The sequence below is a fragment of the Holophagaceae bacterium genome (assembly GCA_016720465.1).
GTDB lineage: Bacteria > Acidobacteriota > Holophagae > Holophagales > Holophagaceae > JANXPB01.
On sequence record JADKKO010000004.1, the window covers coordinates 1,296,067 to 1,317,244 of the forward strand.

Annotated in this window: 23 protein-coding genes; 17 read left to right on the forward strand and 6 right to left on the reverse strand. The window is 65.5% G+C overall.

Annotated features, from left to right (window positions below; genetic code table 11):
• The first annotated feature begins 6 nt into the window (after positions 1-6).
• The 7 genes from IPQ13_13075 (at position 7) to IPQ13_13105 (ending at position 4,648) form a co-directional block, all read left to right on the forward strand.
• A complete protein-coding gene (locus IPQ13_13075; protein ID MBL0211821.1) occupies positions 7-288 on the forward strand; it encodes an AtpZ/AtpI family protein in 282 nt (93 codons plus the stop codon).
• On the forward strand, positions 278-694 hold the full coding sequence (locus IPQ13_13080; GenBank protein MBL0211822.1) for a hypothetical protein: 417 nt from the start codon (positions 278-280) through the stop codon (positions 692-694). Before IPQ13_13075 ends, IPQ13_13080 begins: the two co-directional genes overlap by 11 nt.
• 24 nt (positions 695-718) lie before the next feature.
• Positions 719-1,444: a F0F1 ATP synthase subunit A gene (gene atpB, locus IPQ13_13085; GenBank protein ID MBL0211823.1), complete on the forward strand. Its 726-nt coding sequence runs from the start codon at positions 719-721 to the stop codon at positions 1,442-1,444.
• Positions 1,445-1,526: 82 nt separating this feature from the next.
• Entirely contained in the window at positions 1,527-1,826 is a 300-nt protein-coding gene (gene atpE / locus IPQ13_13090) for an ATP synthase F0 subunit C (protein ID MBL0211824.1), read from the forward strand.
• An 80-nt stretch (positions 1,827-1,906) separates the two neighbouring features.
• Positions 1,907-3,070 (forward strand): TIGR04552 family protein, encoded by a 1,164-nt coding sequence (locus IPQ13_13095; protein ID MBL0211825.1) that lies wholly within the window; start codon positions 1,907-1,909, stop codon positions 3,068-3,070.
• Positions 3,064-3,402 carry an STAS domain-containing protein gene (locus IPQ13_13100; protein ID MBL0211826.1) on the forward strand — a complete coding sequence of 113 codons (339 nt, stop codon included), beginning with the start codon at positions 3,064-3,066 and terminating at the stop codon, positions 3,400-3,402. The genes IPQ13_13095 and IPQ13_13100 overlap by 7 nt, the downstream gene beginning before the upstream one ends.
• Before the next feature lie 88 nt (positions 3,403-3,490).
• A complete protein-coding gene (locus tag IPQ13_13105) occupies positions 3,491-4,648 on the forward strand; it encodes a fused response regulator/phosphatase (GenBank protein MBL0211827.1) in 1,158 nt (385 codons plus the stop codon).
• Between the two features lie 36 nt (positions 4,649-4,684).
• Here the strand turns inward: IPQ13_13105 and IPQ13_13110 are convergent, their stop codons facing one another.
• From IPQ13_13110 to IPQ13_13125, 4 genes are all read right to left on the reverse strand, one after another.
• Positions 4,685-5,647 (reverse strand): DMT family transporter, encoded by a 963-nt coding sequence (locus tag IPQ13_13110; GenBank protein MBL0211828.1) that lies wholly within the window; start codon positions 5,645-5,647, stop codon positions 4,685-4,687.
• 336 nt (positions 5,648-5,983) lie between these two features.
• Complete coding sequence (locus tag IPQ13_13115; GenBank protein ID MBL0211829.1) at positions 5,984-6,958, reverse strand: DUF1573 domain-containing protein; 975 nt, start codon at positions 6,956-6,958, stop codon at positions 5,984-5,986.
• Positions 6,959-6,984: 26 nt separating this feature from the next.
• Positions 6,985-7,965: a glycosyltransferase family 9 protein gene (locus IPQ13_13120; protein MBL0211830.1), complete on the reverse strand. Its 981-nt coding sequence runs from the start codon at positions 7,963-7,965 to the stop codon at positions 6,985-6,987.
• Positions 7,962-9,083, reverse strand: coding sequence for a glycosyltransferase family 4 protein (locus tag IPQ13_13125; GenBank protein ID MBL0211831.1), 1,122 nt, complete (start codon positions 9,081-9,083; stop codon positions 7,962-7,964). The genes IPQ13_13120 and IPQ13_13125 overlap by 4 nt, the downstream gene beginning before the upstream one ends.
• A 64-nt stretch (positions 9,084-9,147) precedes the next feature.
• Here IPQ13_13125 and IPQ13_13130 point away from each other — a divergent pair, with 64 nt between their 5' ends.
• From IPQ13_13130 to IPQ13_13165, 8 genes are all read left to right on the forward strand, one after another.
• Complete coding sequence (locus IPQ13_13130) at positions 9,148-10,608, forward strand: sigma-54-dependent Fis family transcriptional regulator (GenBank protein ID MBL0211832.1); 1,461 nt, start codon at positions 9,148-9,150, stop codon at positions 10,606-10,608.
• A 141-nt stretch (positions 10,609-10,749) separates the two neighbouring features.
• Positions 10,750-11,235 (forward strand): type II secretion system protein, encoded by a 486-nt coding sequence (locus IPQ13_13135; GenBank protein ID MBL0211833.1) that lies wholly within the window; start codon positions 10,750-10,752, stop codon positions 11,233-11,235.
• Complete coding sequence (locus tag IPQ13_13140) at positions 11,232-11,798, forward strand: DUF177 domain-containing protein (protein ID MBL0211834.1); 567 nt, start codon at positions 11,232-11,234, stop codon at positions 11,796-11,798. The genes IPQ13_13135 and IPQ13_13140 overlap by 4 nt, the downstream gene beginning before the upstream one ends.
• 49 nt (positions 11,799-11,847) lie before the next feature.
• Positions 11,848-12,030, forward strand: a complete 183-nt coding sequence (gene rpmF / locus IPQ13_13145; GenBank protein ID MBL0211835.1) for a 50S ribosomal protein L32 — start codon at positions 11,848-11,850, stop codon at positions 12,028-12,030.
• A gap of 64 nt (positions 12,031-12,094) precedes the next feature.
• Complete coding sequence (gene plsX / locus IPQ13_13150) at positions 12,095-13,096, forward strand: phosphate acyltransferase PlsX (protein ID MBL0211836.1); 1,002 nt, start codon at positions 12,095-12,097, stop codon at positions 13,094-13,096.
• Between the two features lie 23 nt (positions 13,097-13,119).
• Entirely contained in the window at positions 13,120-14,058 is a 939-nt protein-coding gene (gene fabD, locus IPQ13_13155) for an ACP S-malonyltransferase (GenBank protein MBL0211837.1), read from the forward strand.
• Between the two features lie 82 nt (positions 14,059-14,140).
• Complete coding sequence (locus IPQ13_13160) at positions 14,141-15,121, forward strand: alpha/beta fold hydrolase (protein MBL0211838.1); 981 nt, start codon at positions 14,141-14,143, stop codon at positions 15,119-15,121.
• A gap of 56 nt (positions 15,122-15,177) precedes the next feature.
• The gene (locus IPQ13_13165) at positions 15,178-15,618 is read left to right on the forward strand and encodes a hypothetical protein (GenBank protein MBL0211839.1); all 441 of its coding nucleotides are present in this window, start codon (positions 15,178-15,180) and stop codon (positions 15,616-15,618) included.
• Positions 15,619-15,627: 9 nt separating this feature from the next.
• On the opposite strand, the gene IPQ13_13170 is transcribed toward IPQ13_13165, so the two are convergent.
• Complete coding sequence (locus IPQ13_13170) at positions 15,628-16,977, reverse strand: M20/M25/M40 family metallo-hydrolase (GenBank protein ID MBL0211840.1); 1,350 nt, start codon at positions 16,975-16,977, stop codon at positions 15,628-15,630.
• 66 nt (positions 16,978-17,043) lie between these two features.
• On the opposite strand from IPQ13_13170, the gene fabG reads away from it, so the two are divergent.
• On the forward strand, positions 17,044-17,790 hold the full coding sequence (fabG, locus tag IPQ13_13175) for a 3-oxoacyl-[acyl-carrier-protein] reductase (protein ID MBL0211841.1): 747 nt from the start codon (positions 17,044-17,046) through the stop codon (positions 17,788-17,790).
• Positions 17,790-19,733: a SpoIIE family protein phosphatase gene (locus IPQ13_13180; protein ID MBL0211842.1), complete on the forward strand. Its 1,944-nt coding sequence runs from the start codon at positions 17,790-17,792 to the stop codon at positions 19,731-19,733. The genes fabG and IPQ13_13180 overlap by 1 nt, the downstream gene beginning before the upstream one ends.
• Here IPQ13_13180 and xseA read toward each other — a convergent pair whose 3' ends face one another.
• Positions 19,734-21,113, reverse strand: a complete 1,380-nt coding sequence (gene xseA / locus IPQ13_13185) for an exodeoxyribonuclease VII large subunit (GenBank protein ID MBL0211843.1) — start codon at positions 21,111-21,113, stop codon at positions 19,734-19,736.
• Positions 21,114-21,178 lie beyond the last annotated feature (65 nt).

A 21,178-nucleotide genomic window follows, 5' to 3' on the forward strand; every position in this document is an offset into this window, starting at 1 on the left:
AACCCAATGCCAAGGCTCAAGCCCGCAGGCACTCCCGGGGAACGCGCCCTGTGGGGGGATCTCATTTCCCTGGGCATGGTCTTCCCCATCGCCATCTGCCTGGGCTATTTCATCGGCCGCTGGGTGGGCGGGTATTTCGGCCACGCCTACGGAGGCGGCCTCTGGGGCCTCGCCTGGGGCATCGCCACGGGCTTCTACGAGCTCTACAAGGTGAGCGTGAGGCTGTCGAAAACCAAGCCGCCCGCCGCCGAGCCACCCAAGGACGACGAGGACCGCCATGAACCCTGAGGACAGGGGCAAGGTGGCAGATCCAGGCTCCGGGACTCTTGTGGCCATCGGCCGGATCCAATGGCTCCTGGTGGTCCCAGGCGCAGCGGCCTGGGCGTTCAGGGGCCGGAACGCGGTCCTTGCCTTCTTGGTGGGGAGCTTGGTTTCCATGGCCTTCTGGAGCCTCCACCGGATCATTGTGGCGAAGATGCTCACGCCCAAGGTGCGGCTGCGCTGGTTCTACGGCTTCCTCACCCTGGTGAAACTGGCGTTGATCGTGCTCTGTTTGCGTGGGATGATGGTGATCGTGCCTCAGGAAGGGTTCCCCATGGCGACGGGCCTCATGCTCTTCGTCGCGGCAATTCTCCTGGTGGCCGGATGGCAGGCTGTGGCCTCGTTCCGAAAGCCCAAGCTTCCCCACGACTGAGCGGCCTTCTCCCCAGGAATCAGAATGGAACACCACGCATCAGAACTCGCCAAATTCCTGACCAGCGTGCTGGGGTTGTCCCGCCATGCCTGGGGATCCTTCATGGACGGCGCGCCCATGTCGTTCATCGAGCGCTATGACTACCTGCTGAACGCCATCCTGGCGGCCATCACCACCATGATCATCGTGTCCGTGGTGAAGAAGAACCGCATTCCCGGACCCATGCAGCAGGTGCTGGAGTTCGTGACCACCGGGCTCCGCAGCCTCGTGTCGGACAACATCCACCACCACCCGGACAATTACCTGCCCTTCATCGGAACCCTGGCGCTCTTCGTGTTCCTGAACAATTTCTTCGGCCTGATCCCCGGCCTGAGCCCCGGCACGGCCAACTGGAACGTGACCCTGGCCCTGGCCCTGCTGGTGTTCGCCTACTACAACTTCCACGGCATGAAGGAGAAGGGCTTCTTCAAGTACTGGGCGCATTTCGCCGGCCCCATCTGGTGGCTGGCTCCCCTGATGTTCCCGCTGGAGATCCTGGGCCTTCTTTCCCGCAATCTGAGCCACTCCCTGCGGCTTTTCGGCAACATCGCCGGCGAGCACATCGTGGCGGGAATCTTCTTCGGCCTGCTGCCCATCCTGTTGCCGGTGCCCTTGATGGTCATGGGTCTTTTCTTCGGCCTCATCCAGGCTTTCGTGTTCACGATGCTGGCGACCATCTACCTTTCGGGCGCCGTGGCCCACGACCATTAAGGCGGGAACCACCCGCGCTTCCTCGCTTCACCACCTGGGCAACGGGATTCCGAACCCCGCACCCTCTTTTCTGGAGACTTCCATGAAGAAGTTCCTCACCACCGCCTTCCTCTTCACGCTAGCGACCATGGCGTTCGCCCAGGCCGCGGGTCCCGTGGCCGCTGAGTCCTGGACCTCGGGCCGGTTCCTGGCCCACCTTTCCCTCGCCATCGCGGCCGCAGGTTGCGGACTGGGCCAGGGCAAGGCCGTGTCCGCCGCCTGCGAAGGCATCGCCCGCAATCCCCAGGCCGCCGGCGACATCCGCACCACGATGATCATCGGCCTGGCCCTCATCGAGGCGCTGGTGATCTACGCCCTGGTGGCCGCGTTCGCCATCAAGTAAACCTAGCGTTGGTTCATTTGTTTCACAACGGGGCGCATTCGCGCCCCGTTTTTTAGATACCGCATTACACTAAGGCGCCCATGGCCCGCGTTTCGTTCTTTCCACTTCCGCCGGAAGCCACCCGTGTGATCCTTGGGGGCGAGTCCTCCATCGACATGGCCGGCCTGAACCTTCCTGACCACCGCTCGGCTCGGGGGTTTGCCAGGAATTATGGCTATGACCTGGACAATCCCGCCCAGAGGGCCCATGTGGTCCAGGTCTACGGGAATGCCATGGAGTTCCTGGGGGGAACGATCCTCGAAGGGGAACTGGCGGCCATTCCCTTGGAGATCCGGGAGCTGAGGGATCCAGAGGACCTCCTGGTCTGGGCCTCGCGGCGCCCCCAGGACCCGCTTTCCCATTGGGCCTGCGTCGTGCTCAGGGTGATGCACACGCTCTTCCACATCGACCACAATGTGAACTTGCGGAATCTCAAGGACATCCAGGCCCAGGTCTTCGAACCCTACGACCGTTTCCTGGTGGCGCTGGACGACGGAACCTGGGCGCTGCGCGGCGACTACGAGGTGCCGCTGGTGGCGGCGGAGCGCAAGCAGAACAAGGACCGGACCTCCATGCTTCTGAAAATGCTCCACAAGCCTGAAAACGTGGCGGAGACCATCTACGACCAGATCGGAATGCGCTTTGTGGCCCAGGACCGGCTGGGGGTCCTGCTGGTGATCCGGTTTCTGCTGGACCACCATGTGATCATGCCGACCCATATCAAGCCTTCCCGAAGCCGGAACCTGCTGGTGGACATGGAGGCGCTCCAGGCCTGGACGGCCGGATTGCCCGAAGGATATGCCATTCCGGCCGTGGGAAGCCCCGAACGGGACGCCATTTGCGCCCGGCTGACGCCCCAAACCCGGGCGGAGGGCGGCAATCCCTTCACGAGCCGGGATTACAAAGCGGTGCAGATCACCGTCAGGACCTTGATCCGCCTGCCCAATCCTGCGGTGGCGGTCCTGGAGAAGATTTCAAAGAGCCTTGCACCCGGCGATGCCACCCGCGTTAAGATTCCTCAGTTGATCCAAGAGCAGGAAGAGTTTACGTTTTTCTTCGCACACGAAGTCCAAGTCATGGAACCATCCGGGTTTCAAAGCGCGCGGTCGGGACCCGCCTCCCACGGCGAATACAAACAGCGCCAGCGCGATGCAGTTCGAAAACGAGTACTGAGAGGAATCAAATTGGAGGAAGCGCCATGTTGAACATCCAGGCCCGCCAAGAGGGTAACGCCGCGATCGTGACCATCCAGGGCAAGGTGAACTTCGAGGTGACGGCCCAGTTGCGGGACGTGATCCGGGACACGGTGGCGCAGCAGCAGCCCAAGCTCCTGGTCATCAACCTGGAAGGAGTGAGCTTCATTGATTCCTCCGGGCTCGGCCTCCTGGTGGCCGCGCGCAACAGCGTGGACAAGAGCAGCGGCAAGCTCCACCTCTGCGGCCTTCCGGCCCAGGTCAAGAAGACCTTCGACCAGACCAATCTCACCAACTACTTTTCGATCTTCACGACCGAGCAGGACGCCTTGAGAGGCGCATGATCCGCCGCGGGATCCCCCAGATGCGTCCGTTCGCCCATCCAGTGCTGGTTCCGCACTGATCCACCTTCAGCCCCGGAGCATTTCAAGCATGAGCAAGGGCGTGGTGCTGGTGGTGGATGACGAGCCTCCCATCCGGGACATCCTGAGCTTCTACCTGAAACGATCGGACTACCAGGTGCTCGTTGCGGAGAATGGCGTCCGCGGGCTGGAGGAGATGGGCAAGCTCCAGCCGGACCTCATCATCTCGGATCTGCGGATGCCCGAAATGGCGGGGGACGATTTCTGCCGCCAGGTGAAATCCAACGCGGCCACCAAGGACATCTATTTCATGCTGGTCTCGGCCCTGGACGGCAGCATGAGCAAGATCGGCGGCCTGAACATCGGCGCCGACGACATGATCTCGAAGCCCTTCCACGCGCAGGAAGTGATGGCGAAGGTGGACAGCGCCTTCCGCATCATCGCCATGCAGAATGAGATCAAGCGCCAGAACGTGGTGCTGCGGGAATTCCAGGACCGGGTGAACGGGGAGATGGAGCTGGCGGCCCGCCTGCAGATGGGCCTGCTGCCGGTGCTCCCCGGCGTGGCGCCGGGCATCCAATACACCCACCGCTACCTCCCCGCTGAGGGCATCGGCGGCGACATCTACGCCATCGCGCCCCTGCCGGACGGCAGCACGGCCATGATGATCGCCGATGTCAGCGGGCATGGCGTGACGGCGGCCCTGATCTCCTCCATGGTGAAGACGTCCTTCGAGAGCCACCTGCGCCTGAGCCTGGATCCCCATGCCTGGGCCGTGGGCATGAACCAGGATCTTTCGCGGAACACCCTTGCCGAGCAGTTCGCGACGGCTTTCCTGGCGCACCTCGACCCCGCCACGGGCGAGATGGCCTACGTGGTGGCAGGCCACCCGGCGCCCTTCAGGATTCCCGCCGGAGGTGCCGGCAAACCGGAGCAGCTCACCGGCAAGGGGTTCATGCTCGGCATCGACGCGGATCTCCCGTTCAGCTCCCAGCGCGCCTCCTTCCATGCGGGGGACCGGCTGGTGATGTTCACGGACGGGCTGGAGGAGGTGGAGCGCGAGGACCGCACCTACCTCGGAGAAGAAGGACTCATGGGCTTCTGCTCGGATCTTCCGGCGGATGCGGAGGAAGCCGCGATGCGGCTCATCACCCAGGTCGAATCCTTCAACGGCCCGGCGGCCTTCAGCGACGATGTAACCTTGGTGGTGGTGGACCGGGTGGATTGAAACCAGGCTGCCGGGGCGGAACTCCGCTCCCCTGGACTACCCGATGGCCTCTTCCTCTCCAGCCGCCCTGGCCTTCCATAGCTTCGGGCCCAGCTCCGCGAGGAGGGTCGCGCTGACGATGAGCACCGCTCCGGCCCATTGCCTGGGGCTCAAATGCTCCTTGATGCCGGGAATCCATCCGCTGACCGCGACGAGGGCTGCGAACACCGGCTCGATGGAAAACAGGACCGCGGTTTCCGTGGCGCTCACATGGGCCTGCATGGCGCTTTGGACGTAGAAGGCCAGCGTGGTCGCGAGCAGCGCCAGGTAGGCCAGGGCGATCCACAGGCCAGGGATGTGGAGGGCAGCCGCAGCCCCCTGGAATCCGTAGGGATTGGGTGAGCAGGCGGCCGCGATCGAAAACACGGCCCCCACCACCGCCACCTGGCTCCAGGCCAGCACCCAGCCCCGGCCGCGGCGGGAGAAGTGCCCCGTCAGGACGATGTGGACGCCCACCAGCATGGCGTTCAGGAGCGTTTCGGAATCCCCACGGTTCCAGCCACCGAAGGAGATGCCCGGCTGGTAGACCAGCAGCAGCAGGCCTGTCAGCGCGAGTGCCGCCCCGATGCCGTGAGAGGCCCGGAGCCGGTCCCCCACCAGCACGGAAATCATCGGGGTGAAGATGACGTACAGCCCCGTGATGAAGGCTGATTTGGCCGTGGTGGTGAAACGCAAGCCATCCGTCTGGAGCCAGAAGAGCGTCGCACACACCAGGCCCAGCCAAAGGCCATCCAGCAGTTCCCGCCGGGTGGGCTTCATGCGGAGGGCCAGCAGGACCGCGCCCAGGGCCAGGGCCCCCAGCGCGAACCGCAGGCTCAACAGCGCATGGACCGAAAGCCCTGCGCGCAGGGCGTAGGCCACGGCTGCGAAGGTTCCGCCCCAGACCAGGGCCGTGCCCAGCAGTCCGAAGACCGCCAGGACGTGCTTTTTGGCGCGTGGCGGATGAACGGTCCCGTCCACCGACTTAGGGCCTGAAAGAAAATAAGGATGCCATTTGCGAGGAGCGCCGGGCAAGCAAGACAAGGCGACCGACCGAAGGCATATCACCCATACGGCGAGGGAGGTCAACGCAGGATTGCGCCGCCCGCCGCCCTCGCCCAGGGACCCGTGTCCGCGGCTTTGCCGCGGGAGAAGGCCGCAGTGCGGCCTTCGATACAGGGGAGGGTTGGCGCCCATCCGCGCGCACCGCGGCGTCAAGGCCCTTGCGCGTATTCTCGATATGCCCTGCGGGCCTTTCCTTGCGGATGCATCGCGGCTGGGAGCCAACAAATGGCATCTTTATTTCCTTTCAGGCCCTTAGCTGAGGATGGCGGCGATGCGGACCAGCAACTGGGGCTGGTCGGGGTCGTTCGTGGAAAGGGTCAGCCAGTCGTTGGTGGTGCCGGGCTTGGCGCCCTTCCCAAGCACTACGGTGAATTCCTGCTGCTCGGCGGGCCGGGTGCTGAGTCCCTCCACCCGGACGTTGGCATTGGTGCAACCCTCGAATTTCAGCAGGAACGGCTTTCCGGCCGCGCTCTTCAGCACGAGCTTGGTGCGCAGCTCCTTGCCCGCTTGTTCCTGCCACACCACCTTGTCGGGGGTCGCGGTGATGGCGGGCTTTAGTTCCCATTGGGAGGTCAGGACGATGGGCGGGACCCGCGGATTGGTGTGCCGCACGGTGATGGCGTCCGCGCCCCGCTGCTGCCCCGCGGGCACCTGCCTGCCGTCGAAGGTGATGTCCAGCACCGCGTCCTTGCCTTCGTTCCGGTGGGAAAAGCGGTAGTAGGGCGCGCCGGCCGCCTTGACTTCCGTGATCTCCACCTTTTCCCCGTTGCCGCTCTCCAGCCGCACGGTCGAATTCATGGGCTTGGTGCGGGGCACATCCAGGAAAAAGATGGAATTGCTCTTCAGGTTGATCTCCTGGATGATCTCCGCCTCAAAGGTCAGGGTCTGGCTGGGGTTTTTGGGATCATTGGAGATCACGACCAGGGATTTCCGGACCGGTCCCCGGAATCCCGCGGGATTGAAGATGGCTTCGATTTCGGTGGATTCCCCCGGTGCCAGGGACCATTTCGCGGGAGCGGTGTAGGTGCATCCGCAGGACGGGTTGACCCCGGTGATGTTGAGCACGGCGGCGCCCTTGTTGAGGACCTTGAACTTATGGCTCACTTTCTTGTCCGGCGAGATCTTGCCGAAGTCGAAATGCATGGCGTCGAAGCCGATGACGGGATGGGCTGCGTCCTGGGCCGCCAACACGAGGGCCGGGAGGGTAAGGAGCAAGGCTAGGCGCATGGAAGTCCTCTGGATATCCAATGATTCTACTTTAAGAAAAGCTCCGTGGCTCCTGCCCAGACCTCCTCCATGGGCAATCCATCCAAGCAGGGGTGGCTTTCGACGAAGCAGTGCCGCTTGAAGCAGGGAGCGCAGGGCACTCCCGGCCGCTGCAGAACCGAGCTCAGGGGGCCCCAGGGCGTGGAGCCGCCGGGGTCCGTGGCGCCGTAGAGCGCGAGGACCGGCGTGGAGCAGGCCGCCGCGAGATGGCTCAGGCCCGAATCATTGCCGATGGCCGCCTTCGCCCCCCGCAGCCAGGCCGCGGCCTCGGAAAGCGAGGTGGTGCCGCAGAGATTCAACCCCTCGACTCCGGCCACCTCGTCGCATACGGCGGCTTCCGCAGGGCTGCCCAGCACGGCCACTTGGAATCCCTCGGCGCGCGCCTTCAGCAGCAGCGCCCGGTAGCTGGCCACCGGCCAGGCCTTGGAGGGCCAAAGGCTGCCGGGCATCAGGCAAAGGTACGGTTCGACCGGCGTCGGGACCTGCACGCCGGGATCAAAATCGGCGAAGGGCATGGAGGGCGCGTCCGGAAACGCCTTTTCCAGCACCGCATGGTAGCGCAGCAGGAAGGGGCCCTCCGCCTTCCAGAATGGGCCGCTGTGGGTGTTGAAGCGGCCCGCCAGGCTCTCGTCCACGCCGATGCGCAGAGGCACCCGGGCGAGCCAGGCGGCCAGGGCCGGACGCAGGGATTTCGGGAAATGGATGCTGGCCGCAGCCTTGAATTTTCGAAGGATCGCTGCCATCCGCCAGGGACTCAGCCGTCCTGCGTCCGGCAGCACGGCGTCCGCCAGGCCGCTGTGGAGGAGCAAGGATACGGTCGCCTTCGGACCCCACACCACGATGGGGCCCCGTCCCATGTTCCGGAGCAGGCGCAGCACGGGCAATTGCATCGCCGCGTCCCCCACGAAGCGCGGGAAACGCACCCAGATGGCGCCTTCGGGAAGGGTGCTGGCCGTGGGGCGGGTCATGGAATCCACGCTTTCACCGCATCCCTGAACAGGGCCGCCGCGTCATAGCCTTCCGTCAGCCGCCGGCCCAGGGCCAACGCTTTCCTCCGCTGCAGCGCCAGCGCTTCCGGGTCCGCCAACATGGCGGCGACGCGGTCCGCTGCGGATTCGAGAACGTCCCTCGCGATGCTCTTCCGGTCATCGGGCTTCTGGATCAGGATGCCGCCCTCCCCATCGGCCAGGACCGTGCCGATGCCCCCCACGGAGGGCGCCACGATGGGTACGCCGTGCTCCAGCGCCTCGATGAGCGCGATGGGGAAGAAGCCCTCGTTCCGGCTGGTCATCAGGTAGGCGTCGAGGCAGCGGAAGACCTGGGCCAGATCCGGCACCGGGCCCAGGATCCGCGTGCGGTCCCACCTTTCCATACGGTCGATGGCTGCTTCCATCCCCTTGCGTGTGGCCGCATCCACCCGGCCGGCGAAGAGGAGATGGACCTGCCTGCCGAGACGCGCTTCGATGCACCGCGCCAGCTCCAGGGTGGTTGAGGGATCCTTCCGGGCATCGATCTGTCCGCAATAGCCCAGGACCACCGCGTCTTCGGGCAATCCCAGCTTGAGCTTGGCTTCGCGCCGTTCCGCATCGCTTGGCGGCTCGGATTTCCGATGCGGATAGAGCGGGTGGATCATGGCGCAGGGCTGGGGGCCGAGATGGGCCTGGACGGCTTTCTCGAATTCCCAGTCGATGATCCACGTGTCCACGAGCTTCCGGATGCCGCGGTACTTGCGCAGATGCCGTTCATAGTGCTCATGGAGCGTGACCACCGTGGGGATGCGGCGGCCCAGGCGCGCCAGCCAGGGCAGGGCCCTTTGCACGCCCTTGTGGTTGCAGAGCGCCAGCAGGTCGGGCGGGTTCTTCCAGAGCCACCGCAGGGCGCCCCAGGTCCCGGGAATGTGCAGGATGTCCCCCACGTGGGGGTTCCGGGTTCTCAGCTCCGGTTCGATGTCGCGCTTGTCGGGCTCTTTCCTGAAGATCACGGTGATCCGGACGTCCAGGGGGGCCAGGGCCGCGACGCGCTCGAGCATGACCCGCTCTCCGCCCCCGAAGGATAGCTTTCGATGGGCGAACACGACGTGCTTCACGAAACTCCTGGAAAACGGTCATCATAGATTACCTGCCCCACTGCGTCACCTTTCTGGATGGCCCATGAGTGCGATATCCGCAAAAAAACAAGTCCTGATCGTGGAGGACGAACCCAGTTTCCGCGAGGTGCTGGAGATGGGCCTGGCCCCTCAAGGTTTCCAGACCAAGGCGGTCGGCTCCCTGAGCGAGGCCCGCATCGCCCTGGAGGGCGACCGCTTCGACGCCCTGGTCTCGGATCTCCGGCTGGGGGACGGCACCGCCATCGAACTGCTCACCTGGATGAAAGAGAAAAGCTTCGCGGTCCCCGCAGTCATCCTCACCGCCTTCGCCACCACGGAAACCACCGTCCAGGCTTTGAATCTCGGGGCCGTGGACTTCCTCACCAAGACCAAGAACGACATCGCCGAGTTGACGAAGGTCTTGCATGGCATCTTCCAGGAGTCCGCGCCAGGCCCGAGCCATGAGATCTCGGATATCGGCGATCTGGTGGGCGTTGGTGACACCATCCGCAAGATCCAGGCCCTGGTGGGGAAGATCGCCCGCGCCGACACAACGGTTCTCATCACCGGCGAAAGCGGCACGGGCAAGGAGATCGTGGCGCGCCTCGTCCATCGCTATTCCGAGCGGGGCCCGGGGCCTTTCATTCCCGTGAACTGCGGGGCGCTGCCGGAGGCCCTGCTGGAATCGGAACTGTTCGGCTATGAAAAGGGCGCCTTCACGGGTGCCACGGGCGTGAAGCGCGGCCTCTTCGAAGAAGCCAATGGCGGCTTCCTGTTCCTGGATGAGATCGGCGAGATGCCGCTGCCCTTGCAAGTGAAACTGCTGCGCGTGCTGCAGGAGCGGAAGCTGCGGAGGCTCGGGGCCACGGAGGAGCGCTCCGTGGATGTGCGGGTCATCGGGGCCTCGAACCGCAATCTGCGGGAGCGCACCGAAGAGGGCAAGTTCCGGGAGGATCTCTACTACCGCCTGAACATCCTGAACATCGAATTGCCGCCCTTGAGGGACCGCCGCGAGGATCTGCCGGTGCTCATCGAGCATTTCCTGCGCCGCTCCAGCCTGAAGCTCAACAAACCCTCGATGTACCTGCAGCCCGACGCGCTCCGCGTGTTGGAGCGCTACCGGTTTCCGGGCAATGTGCGGGAATTGGAGAACCTGATGGAGCGGTGCGTCGCGCTGAATCCGGGCGGCGCCATCGGCAAGGATCTATTCCCCGACAACCTGCTGAACGATGTGGAGCGCGGCCCCGAATGCCCGACGGCGCCGGCGCTCGCCATCCCAGCGGGGGGCTTCGACCTGGAGGCCTACCTCACGGTGCTCAAGGGTTATTTCCTGCACCAGGGCCTGATGGAGCAGAACGGCAACCGCACCAAGGCCGCCAAGCACCTGGGCATGACCTTCCGGGCCTACCGCTACTGGCTGGGGCATCTGGGGGGGATCGAGGCTCTGCCGAGGAAATTCCCATGGCCCAAGGATTTCCCCCCGAATGTGGAAGTGGAAGCCGAAGAAGAGGGTTCCGATGCTTGAGCCCATGGCCCCTCATGGAGCCATGAGCCATCGGCCAGGGTTGGAGCTGACAGCTCGCCAGCCCAACATCAATCCTTGTCACTTCTGCCATCTATGGCACACTGGAATGCTTGGGTGCCCTTCATCCGAGGAGATTTATCCATGACCCGACGCAAGACCCAAAAAGGCTTTTCGCTGTTAGAGCTCCTGGTCGCGATGATGATCATCGCGGTCATCAGCACGCTTGGATTCAGGAAATACCAGGAATTCACCGCCAGGGCCCACCACCTGACATCCCAGAGCACCCTGAAGATTGTGGGGGAGGGCATCGACCAGTACTACATGAAGCACGGCAAGTACCCGGATTTCGGCAGCTTCGAAGCCATGGTGGACGCGGGTTCGCCCCTGGTGAAGGAGAACATGATTCCCGCCAACACGCCTTCGAGGGACGGCTTCGACCAGCCTTTCGAAGGCAAATGCAGCAAGGTCGGCTATGAAATCGCCACCCTGGGCGATCCCAACAACCAGGAAGACCGGCCCAAGTACACCCGCAAGCCCGGTGAAATCTCCGGCGGGCCTGCCACCGGCAGCGGCAAGGGCCCGGCTCCCGCCGGCGGCGCCGCGCCCGAAGCGAAGCCCGAAAAATGATCGATCTCTCCCGTCTGCCCGACGAGGGCCTTCGCGAGCGCGGCACCACCGCGCGGCTGGAGCTTGGCAGCGACCGCAAGGCGGAAGCTGTCGAGGCGCTCACCGGCCAGCCCGAGGCTTTCACGGATGTCACCTGGAGCGTCTTCGCGCAGCCCAGCAACAAGGACGTCTTCCTCGATGTCTCCGGCAAGGGCACCTGGGAAACCTCGTGCTCCCGCTGCCTGGCTCCCATCGAGGTGCCCCTCGATGTCCACGCCCAGTTCCTCGGCAGCCGGGAGGCGGAACTCCGGCAGGGCGGCTCCCACTCGCTGGGCAGCCAGGATCTGGACCTGGTCTTCCTTGAATCCGACCATGTCGAAGAGCTGGAATTGGTCCGGCAGCAATTGATGCTGGGCCGGTCCATGGCGCCCACCTGCCTGGACACCGAAAAAGGCAAATGCGCGAATTTCGACACCTGTCTTTTCCGCGGCACGCTGAATGCTTCGGTATCCTATGAGAAGGAACCCAGCCCTCTGGCCAAGGCCCTCGCGAACATCCGGCCCAGCCTCAAGCTGGATGATTGAACCTAGCAAGCAAGAAGCCACCACCCCGAAGGACGAATAGGAGCTCCCCATGCCCAATCCAAAGCGACGCCACAGCAGGGCCCGCCGCGACCGCCGCCGCACCCACGACAGCCTGGAAACCCACAGCGCCACGAGCTGCTCCAATTGCGGCACCTCCAAGATGCCGCACCGCGTGTGCCCTTCCTGCGGCTTCTACCGCGGGAAGAAGGCCGTCCACGTAGCCACGGCCTGATCCGCGATTGTCGGTCCATGCTGAGCAGGCGGTTCGGTCGGTCCATCGAATAGCGCTCGACGTCATGGGGGGCGACAACGCCCCGGATGCCACATTGCATGGCGCCCAGGAGGCGCTCAAAGCCTGGCAGGGTCTTTTCCTCCACCTGGTGGGGGACAAGGCCCTGCTGGAGTCGTTGATGTCGCGGCCGGGCTCCGGCTGGACGTCCGAGCTGATGAACCGCCTCAACGTGGTCCACGCGGGCTCCGTCGTCACCTTCGAGGATGCGCCCAAGGTCATCCTGAAGGAGAAGAAGGACAGCTCCATCCGCGTGGCAGCCCAACTGGTGCGCGACGGCATGGCCGACGGCATGGTGAGCATGGGCCATACGGGCGCCGCGATGATGGCCAGCACGCTGGTGATCGGGAAGCTCGAAGGGGTGGAGCGGCCGGGCCTCGCGAGCCTGATGCCGAACCTCACCGGCAGCCCCACGGTGTTCATGGAAGTGGGCGCCAACATCGATTCCCGCGCGGAGCACATCGCCTGTTTCGGCCTGATGGCCTCGGTGTACGCCGAGAAGGTGCTCGGGATCGCGACGCCGCGGGTCGGCATCCTGAGCGTGGGCGAAGAGGACAGCAAGGGCACGGATGTGACCCTGGAAGCCGCGTCCCTGCTGCGGGAGATGGGCCTCAACTTCATCGGCAACGCCGAGGGGCGGGACATCTGGAACGGCCGTTTCGATGTCATCGCCTGCGATGGCTTCGTGGGCAACATCGTGCTGAAAAGCGCCGAGGGCATGGCCAAGCTCATCAAGGAAGGACTCCGCACCGCGCTCACCTCGAGCCTCAGGGCCAAGGCCGGGGCGGCGCTGGTGAAGCCCGCGCTCCAGGAGTTCTTCAAGCAGCTGGACTACCGGGAATACGGCGGCTTGCCGCTGCTGGGCATCAAGGGCGTGTCGGTCATCGGCCACGGCTCCAGCGATTCGCACGCCGTGCGGAACGCCATCGGCGCGGCGCTGAAATCCACCGAGCACGGGATCAACAAACGCATCCAGGCCCATCTGGCGAAGTTGACGCCGAAAGCCTGAAATCGGAGCAATCGGAGCACTCGATGAGCAAAGTCGCTTGGCTGTTTCCAGGGCAGGGCTCGCAGTCTGTGGGGATGGGAGTTCCGCTGGCCGAAGCCGAGCCTGAGGCGAAGGCGGTTCTGCGGGAGGCTGACGCCGCGCTCGGGTTCGACCTTTCCCGGCTCATGGCCGAGGGGCCCGAAGAGACCTTGAAACTCACCGAACACACCCAGCCCGCCATCCTGACCCACTCCATCATGGTGGTCCGCGCCTACTCGCACCGCCTGCCCAAGGCGGATTTCGCCGCGGGCCATTCCCTGGGCGAATACTCCGCGCTGGTGGCCATCGGAGCGCTGGCTTTCCAGGACGCAGTCAAGACGGTCCGGGAGCGCGGCCGCGCCATGCAGACGGCGGTGCCCGTGGGCGTGGGGGCCATGGCGGCGATCCTCGGCATGGGCGCGGCGGAGGTCGAAGCCGCCTGCCGGGAAGGCTCGCAGACGAGCGGAAGGATCGTGGTTCCCGCCAACTTCAACGGGCCAGGCCAGATCGTGATCGCGGGCCATGCCGAGGCCGTGGAGGCGGCCATGGAGGCGGCCAAGGCCCGGGGCGGACGCAAGATGATGAAGCTCCCGGTGAGCGCCCCCTTCCACAGTCCGCTGATGGAGCCGGCCCAGGCGCACATGGCTCCGGTCCTTGGCGGGCTGGCCTTCGCGGATCCCATCTGCCCCCTGGTGAACAACGTGGATGCGGCGGTCGTGAGCGAGCCCGGGGCCCTGCGTGACGGCCTGGTGCGCCAGATTTCCGGCGCCGTGCGGTGGGAGGCCACGCTGGCGCTGCTGCTGGAGCAAGGCGTCACCACCTTCATCGAACTCGGCCCGGGCAAGGTCCTGGGCGGCCTCGCCAAGCGCCAGGCCAAGGAAGCGGGCATCGAGATCAGAGCCCTCAGCATCGGCGGACCCGAGGATCTGGCGCAGTTGGGCTAGCAATTGGAATCATGAATAAGTACGAATAAAGTTGAATAATATGCATTTCGGCCGCCGCTGAACATTTGACCAGGACGCAGCCATGTTCATGCCCATGCTTCACGTTCCAGCGCAGGCCGAGAAGGCCCCGGCCGCCGGCCGCGAGATCGCTTTTCCCGGCTTCAACGCCTTTCCGTTGAAGGCCAGCGTGCTCCCCGCCGCGGACGAGGGGGCTGCGTCTGCCGGAGCCCATCCTTATTTCGCGGTGATGGTGGCAGGCAGCGGCCCCACGGACCGGAACTGGGCGAGCAGCGTGGCCTCCCTCGGCCATGCGGGCCGCGACTTCGCGCTGTGGCTGCAGGCCCGGAACATCGGCTCGCTGCGCTACGACAAGCGCTTCATCGGTTCCAGGGACCCCAAACTGGACATCTCCCTGGACGCCCAGGTGGGCGACATCCAGGCGGCCCTCCGCGCGGCCCGGGCCCTGCCGGAAGCCAAGGGCAGGAAACTGCTGCTCGTCGGCCACAGCGAGGGCGCGCTGCTCTCGCTCATCGCGGCCAAGGATGCGGACGCGCTGCTGCTCCTTGGCCTGCCGGGCCAGAGCCTGGCGAAAACCATCCGCGCCCAGATCGAAGCCCAGCTTCCGCCGGACGCCAAAGCCGTGAATCTGGAATTCGTCGACGCCATGCTCGACGCCCTCCGCACGGGGAAGAGCGAAGCGCCCGCGGCGAAGGCAGGCGTCCACCCAGGCATCGCGAACCTGCCCAAGTCCTTCATGCGTCCCGAGACCGCAGGCTTCGTGCGGTCCACCATGGACCTGGAGCCCATGGCCATGGCCGAGCGCGTGGCCGCGCCCATGGCCATCGTCTGGGGCGACAAGGATGTGCAGGCCTGGAGGCCCGGCATGCTGCCCGAGTCCCTCAAGCCGAAGGTCATCGAACTCAAGGATGCCAACCACCTGCTTCGGAAGGAGACCCGGCCCCGAGCCGAGCTCAACGGCTCCAACGCTTTGAGGGCCTACAACGATTCGACGCCCATGGCGGATTTATCGCTGCTGGCGCGGTGGCTGGAAAGCCTCCGCTAGCGCGCTCGGAACCTTGGTGGCATGGTGGACATCCAATCACCAACCAAGGAGGAATTATGCTTCCCATGCTGCCCGTCCTGCTAGCCGCCGCCGCGCTGCCACCGGCCATCGTCGAGGTCCAGGCGGATCCATGGACCGTGGCCGTGGACAAACTCAAAGCCAATCTCGCGGCCCATCCCGGCGCGGGCCTGGTCGCCATGGCCGAACGCCTCGACGCCAAGACTGTGAGCCTGAAGATCCAGTCCGTTGGGGCCGGCTTCAAATCCGTGGAGGCCGCGTCGCCGCAGATCGAATCGCGGACCTACGCCATCACCGCCTCCACCCGGCAGATGATGGACAGCTTCAGCACCATCACGATGCTGCCCCCCGAGGCCACCAGCCTGAAGGTGAGGGTAGACGGCGAGATGTTCAGCCCGAGCCTCATCATCCCCATAACGAAGCCAGGCGAAAAACTGGATCCCGGCACCGTGACCATGGGTTTGCGGAAGAAGGAATAGGCCTGCCGGTCACTCCAGTTTGGATGGGTACACCGGCAGGCTTTCATTCCCGTCGGCGTCCACGGCCGCGACCGCGAAGACCTCGTTGTCCGGCGGCACATCCTTCAGCACGAGCGAGTTGGCTTTGGGAAAGCGCTGGATGCGCTGCCAGGCGACGCCATCGGCGCGGCGCCGGAACAGGTGGATGGCGGTGGTGCGGGCCTCGTCCGGAAGCGTCCAGCGCAGCCTGGCATCGGGGCTCACCGCGCCGCCGAGGGTGAGGTTCACGGGGGCCTGGGGCGCGTGGGAGAGCTGCCAGAGGGCCGCGCCCAGCCCCTTCGCGAGCTTGGCGGTGTAGGCGGCGTCCAGGTGCGCCAGATCATCGCCGTAGCTGCGTCCCTCGATGGTCCTGACATCCTGGTGCTGGCGGTCGTAGTGCTCGTGCATCTCCCGCAGGCAGATGGCCGGGAAGCCCTCGGCGGCGAAGCTCATGTGGTCGCTGCCCCGCGCGATGCGGTCCCGCCGCAGCATGACGAGGAGATCCAGGTTCTCCACGTAGCGCTCGGCCGCCCGCTCCACGTAGCGCGCCCATTCCCGCGCCGCGCCGTCGTTCTCGGTGCCCAGGGACTGGCGCAGCCGCCGCTCCTCCGGCGATTCAGAAACGCTCACGCCTTCGGACCAGAGCCGCCCGTGGACGTTGTCCTTCACGCCGTCCTGGCCTTCGGTGTTGCCCGCCACATCCACGCTCACCATCGCGAGCACGCGGATCCCCTCGGCCTTCAGGCGCCTGGCCAGATGAGTCGAGCCCACCAGCCCTTGCTCCTCGCCTGCCACCGCGATGAAATAGATGCCCACGGCGGGTCGTTCCGCCGCCATTGCGCGGGCCAGTTCCAGCGCGAGGGCCGTGCCGCTGCCGTCATCCACGGCGCCGGGCGCATCGCTGGAAGCATCCAGCGCGCCGCTTGCCCGGGTGTCGTAGTGGCCGGTGAGCACGATGGCCTCCTTGGTCCGCGAGGCATCGGTTCCGGGAAGCACCGCGCCGACGTTGACGAGCTCCACGGCTTTGGGGATGCGGGGGCCGGGATCGGCCGTGAAGCGGTCCTCGAAGGGCTGGAGGCGCGAACCTGGGAGCTTGGCGAGGGCGCCGAATTCCGAGGCCAGGTAGCGCCGCGCCGCGCCGATGCCGCGGCTTTCCGAAGCGGTTTCCGACAGCGTATGGCGCGTCCCGAAGGACACGAGCCTGGCCACGGTGGCATGGATGCGGGCGGCATCCACGGAACGGAGCAGCGATTCCACCTTCGGGTTGCGGACTTCCTGGGCGGAACCAAGGACCGCGAAGGTGAGCGAGACAGCGCAGGAAACCATCTTGAAACCGCGCATGCATTCCTCCTTGAGGACGGGTTTTACCCAGCCGAATGTTAGACTGAGTGAAGTTCAGGAGTCTCCATGTTTGATCTCAATGGCAAAGTGGCCTTGGTTACGGGTGCGTCCCAGGGAATCGGCGAAGCCATCGCGAAGCAACTGGCCAAGCAGGGCGCTCTGGTGGTCTGCGCCGCCCGCACCGAGGCGAAACTGCAAAGCGTGGCCGCCGCCATCCAGGCCGATGGCGGAAAGGCCGACCACGTGGTCATGGACCTCTCCAGCAGCGAGAGCGTGCGGGCCGCCGTGGCTGCGGTGGTGGAGCGCCACGGCGCCATCCACATCCTGGTCAACAACGCGGGGATCACCCGGGACAAGCTGCTGATCCAGATGAAGGAAGAAGACTTTTCCGCCGTCATCGACACCAATCTCAAAGGCGCCTGGACCGCCATCCAGGCGGCCACCAAACCCATGATGAAGCAGCGCTGGGGCCGCATCATCAACATCGCCTCCGTGGTGGGCCAGATGGGCAACGCGGGCCAGAGCAATTACGTGGCGGCCAAGGCCGGGCTCATCGGCCTGACCAAATCCGTGGCCCGGGAGCTGGCTTCGCGCAATGTCACCGCCAATGCGGTCGCGCCGGGCTATGTCGAGACCGAGATGACCGCCGGCCTCGCACCCGACGTGAAGGCGGAATTCACCAAGAGCATCCCGCTGGGCCGCATGGGCACGCCCGCGGACATCGCCGCGGCGGTGGGGTTCCTCGCATCGGATGAAGCCGCCTATGTCACGGGCCAGGTGCTTGGCGTCAACGGCGGGATGCTGATGCCGTGATGGATTTCCTGGCCCGTTTGCGCCCGCGCTGGGCCTGGATCGTCCTGGCCTTCGGCCTGCCCTATGCGGCGCTGGCCTTCACGCCCGGCCTGCACGGCCCCCTGGCCCTGATGCTGCCCTCGGGCTGCGCTTTCTGGCTCGCGGCCGCGGTGCTGGGCTTCCTCGGCCTGCGCTGGTCGTGGCGGAAATGGATGTTCAAGGTGTCCCGGCGCCTCTGGCTCATCCTCATCCTGCTCTCGGTGCTGCCGGCGCTCACGCTCTCCCTGCTCTTCGTCAGCGTGGGCTGGGTGAGCATCGGAGGCCAGGTGAGCCGCACCCTGCAGGGCAACATCAAGGCGGCGGAAGCGGCCATCAAGACCGCCAGCCAGGAACCCGCGGACCAGATCGCCCGGCAGAACCTCCAATTGCTTGGAGACGTGTGGGTGGCGAGGGTCCAGACGCTTCCGGAAGGCGTGAAGCCGGATTTCGTGGGCCTGGTGTGGAACGACAATGCGCCCATCAAGGGGAAGGGGATTTTCCTCCGCGCGGTGAGCGCCGAGGGAGACCACTACCGGCTGCTCAACATTTCGCTGGGCAGCCTGGCGGCCCGCAGCAAGGAACTCTGGGGCGGGCGCATGGCCTACCGGCTGGACCATACGCCGGAGACCGCCGGGAAGAAGGAATTCATCACCTTCAAGGGCCGGGATGCGAACAACGCGCCCATGGAACAGAATCTGCAACCTTTCATTCCTGATGAAAAAATTAAACCCATGGAAGCGTGGTCCCAGGGGGACGCGCTGAAGGGCTCCTTCGCTTTCCATCCCTTCCGCCTTCCGGCGGTGGGGCTGAAGATCCTGGACTGGAGCACCGGCCACGAGGATCTGATGCTCACCGCCACGCCCGAGACCAGCCTGCGGGAATTGATCCGGGGCTACGGATTCACGGGCGAAGGCGGAAACCAATCCGTCGAGACCATCGCCATCATCGCGGGCCTGGCCATGCTGCTGATGGTCCTGGCGGGCATCCAGTTCATCGCGCTGTTCATGGGGCTCTACCTGGCCTGGCAGCTCGGCGGCAGCGTGGACGACCTGTTCGCGGGGGTCGGGCGGCTCTCGGCCGGCGATTTCAGCGCGCGCATCAGGCCCCGCACCAAGGACCAGGTGGGCAAGCTGGCAGCCGCCTTCAACCTCATGGCCGAGCGCCTCTTGACCTCCCAGAAAGAGCGCGACCAACGCCTCTCCATGGAAGAGGAACTGCGCGTGGCCCGGGAAGTGCAAATGCACCTGCTCCCGGATATTCCGATGCTGCCCGGCACCGCGGCCGTCCATGCCACGATCCTTCCCGCCAAGGACGTGGCCGGGGATTATTACGATCTGTTCCGGCTTTCGGACGGGCGCCTGGCTTTCCTCATCGCCGACGTGAGCGGCAAAGGCACCTCCGCTGCATTTTATGCAGCCGAAACCAAGGGCGTCGTGGCGGCGCTGGACAAGGTGCTGCGCTGCCCCAAGGATGTCGCCATCCGGCTCAACGAGATCTGGTGCGAGAAGCACATCCATTCCAAGCGCATGTTCATCACGCTCATCTACGGCGTATTCGATCCATTGACCGGAGCTTTCGAACTAGTGAGGGCAGGGCATCCCCCGGCCTTCCTCTGCCGGGCGGATGGCCGCGTGGAGCGCCTGGCTCCGCGGGGTCTCGGTGTGGGCCTGAGCCTGGAACGTTTCGAAGAAAACCTGGATGCCTGCTCGGGCACCCTTGGGAAAGGCGACAGCCTGATCTGCTACACCGACGGCCTCAGCGAGGCCGCCTCGCCCGCCCGCGAACTCTTCGGCGAAGACCGCCTGGAAGCCCTGCTGGCCGTGCCGGGGCATTGCTCCATCACCAGCATCCTGGGCGCCGTGTCCGAATTCACCGAAGGCCAGGCCCTGGACGACGACCTGACGCTGCTGGTGCTGCAGCGCTGATCACTCTTCAAAGCGCGCCGTGCGCTCTCCGTCGAGCCACTGGAGGCGTGCGATCCCGCCCGGGAGTGCAGTCGATGCGGACGTGATGGGCCGGCCCTGCTCATCTCGCACGAGGACAAAGCCCCTGGATAAGGGACCTGTCGGGTCCAATCCCGCTAGGCTCGCCTTCAGCAATTCCAGGCGTTGGCGCCGTCGCAGCACCAGGTTCTCCATCGCGGGATTCAATCTCCGGAGGGACTCCAGCAGCCGCGGCCGGGTCGATGCTTCTGATGTGAGGCTCGAGGTATGGCGCAGGCGCTGGCGCAGCAGTCCAAGCCTGTGGGCGGTCTGATCCAGCCTTTGCCGGGGATGGGCGAGGTGCAGCCGCAGGTGCAGATCGGCCAGGCGGGCCGAAGCGCCGAGGCCGCTTCCCGCGAGCTGGAGGCGGTGGGAAAGCGCCGCGATCCTTGCGCCACCGCGATCCAGGGCCTGGGGCAGGGCGCGCATGCCGGGGCTGTCGCTGAGCAGGTTCAGCGTGCTTTCCAGGCCCCTCAGCCGCCACTGCATAATATGCATGAGCGCATCCACGCGCCGCCCGACCTCGCCCTTGAGCGCTGCAAGATCCGGGGTCGCCACCAGCGCCGCGTGGCTGGGGGTGGCGGCGCGGAGATCCGCGGCGAGATCCACCAGGGTCGTATCGATTTCATGCCCCACCCCCGTGACGATGGGGAGCCGGCATCCGGCCACCGCGCGCACGAGGTCCCGGTCATTGAAGCCCCAGAGATCTTCCAGGCTGCCCCCGCCCCGCACCAGCAGGATGGCCTCGCAGCCCCAGTGCTCGTCCTGGACCTCCTGCAGGGCCGCGAGGTTCTCCGGCACGCAGCGGTCCCCTTGGGCCGCCGCGGGGGCTAGAAGCAGATCCAGCCCCGGCGCCCGTTTCGCGCAGACTTCCAGCACATCCCGCAGGGCCGCGCCGCCCAGGGCCGCCACGATGCCGAGGCGCTTCGGGAAGCGGGGCAGGGGGCGCTTCGGCCCGTCAAACAGGCCTTCGGCCCGCAGCTCCGCTTCCAGCTGCCGCAGCCTGGCCTGGAGATCGCCGACACCGGCCTTTTCGCAGTGGGTGACCGCCAAGGTGAGCGATCCGCCGGCCACGTAGAGGTTCAGGGAACCCTTCAGCACCACCCGTTCGCCATCCCGCGGCGCATGGCCCAGCAGCCGCTGCGAGCCCGCCCACACCGCGCATTGCAGCGCCGCGCCCTCTTCCTTCAGGGTGAAGTACCAGTGCTTGCCCGAAGTCCGCAGGTTGGACACCTCGCCCACCACGCAAACCGCGGAAAAAGGCGCCTCGATGCGCGCCTTGATCTGTTCCAACAGGCGTTTGACCGAAAGGGGGGCATCCATTTCTGGATGATCCCACGGGTCGAACCCTCGTCATACTGGGCATCCATGAAAGTCCGTCTGGAGGT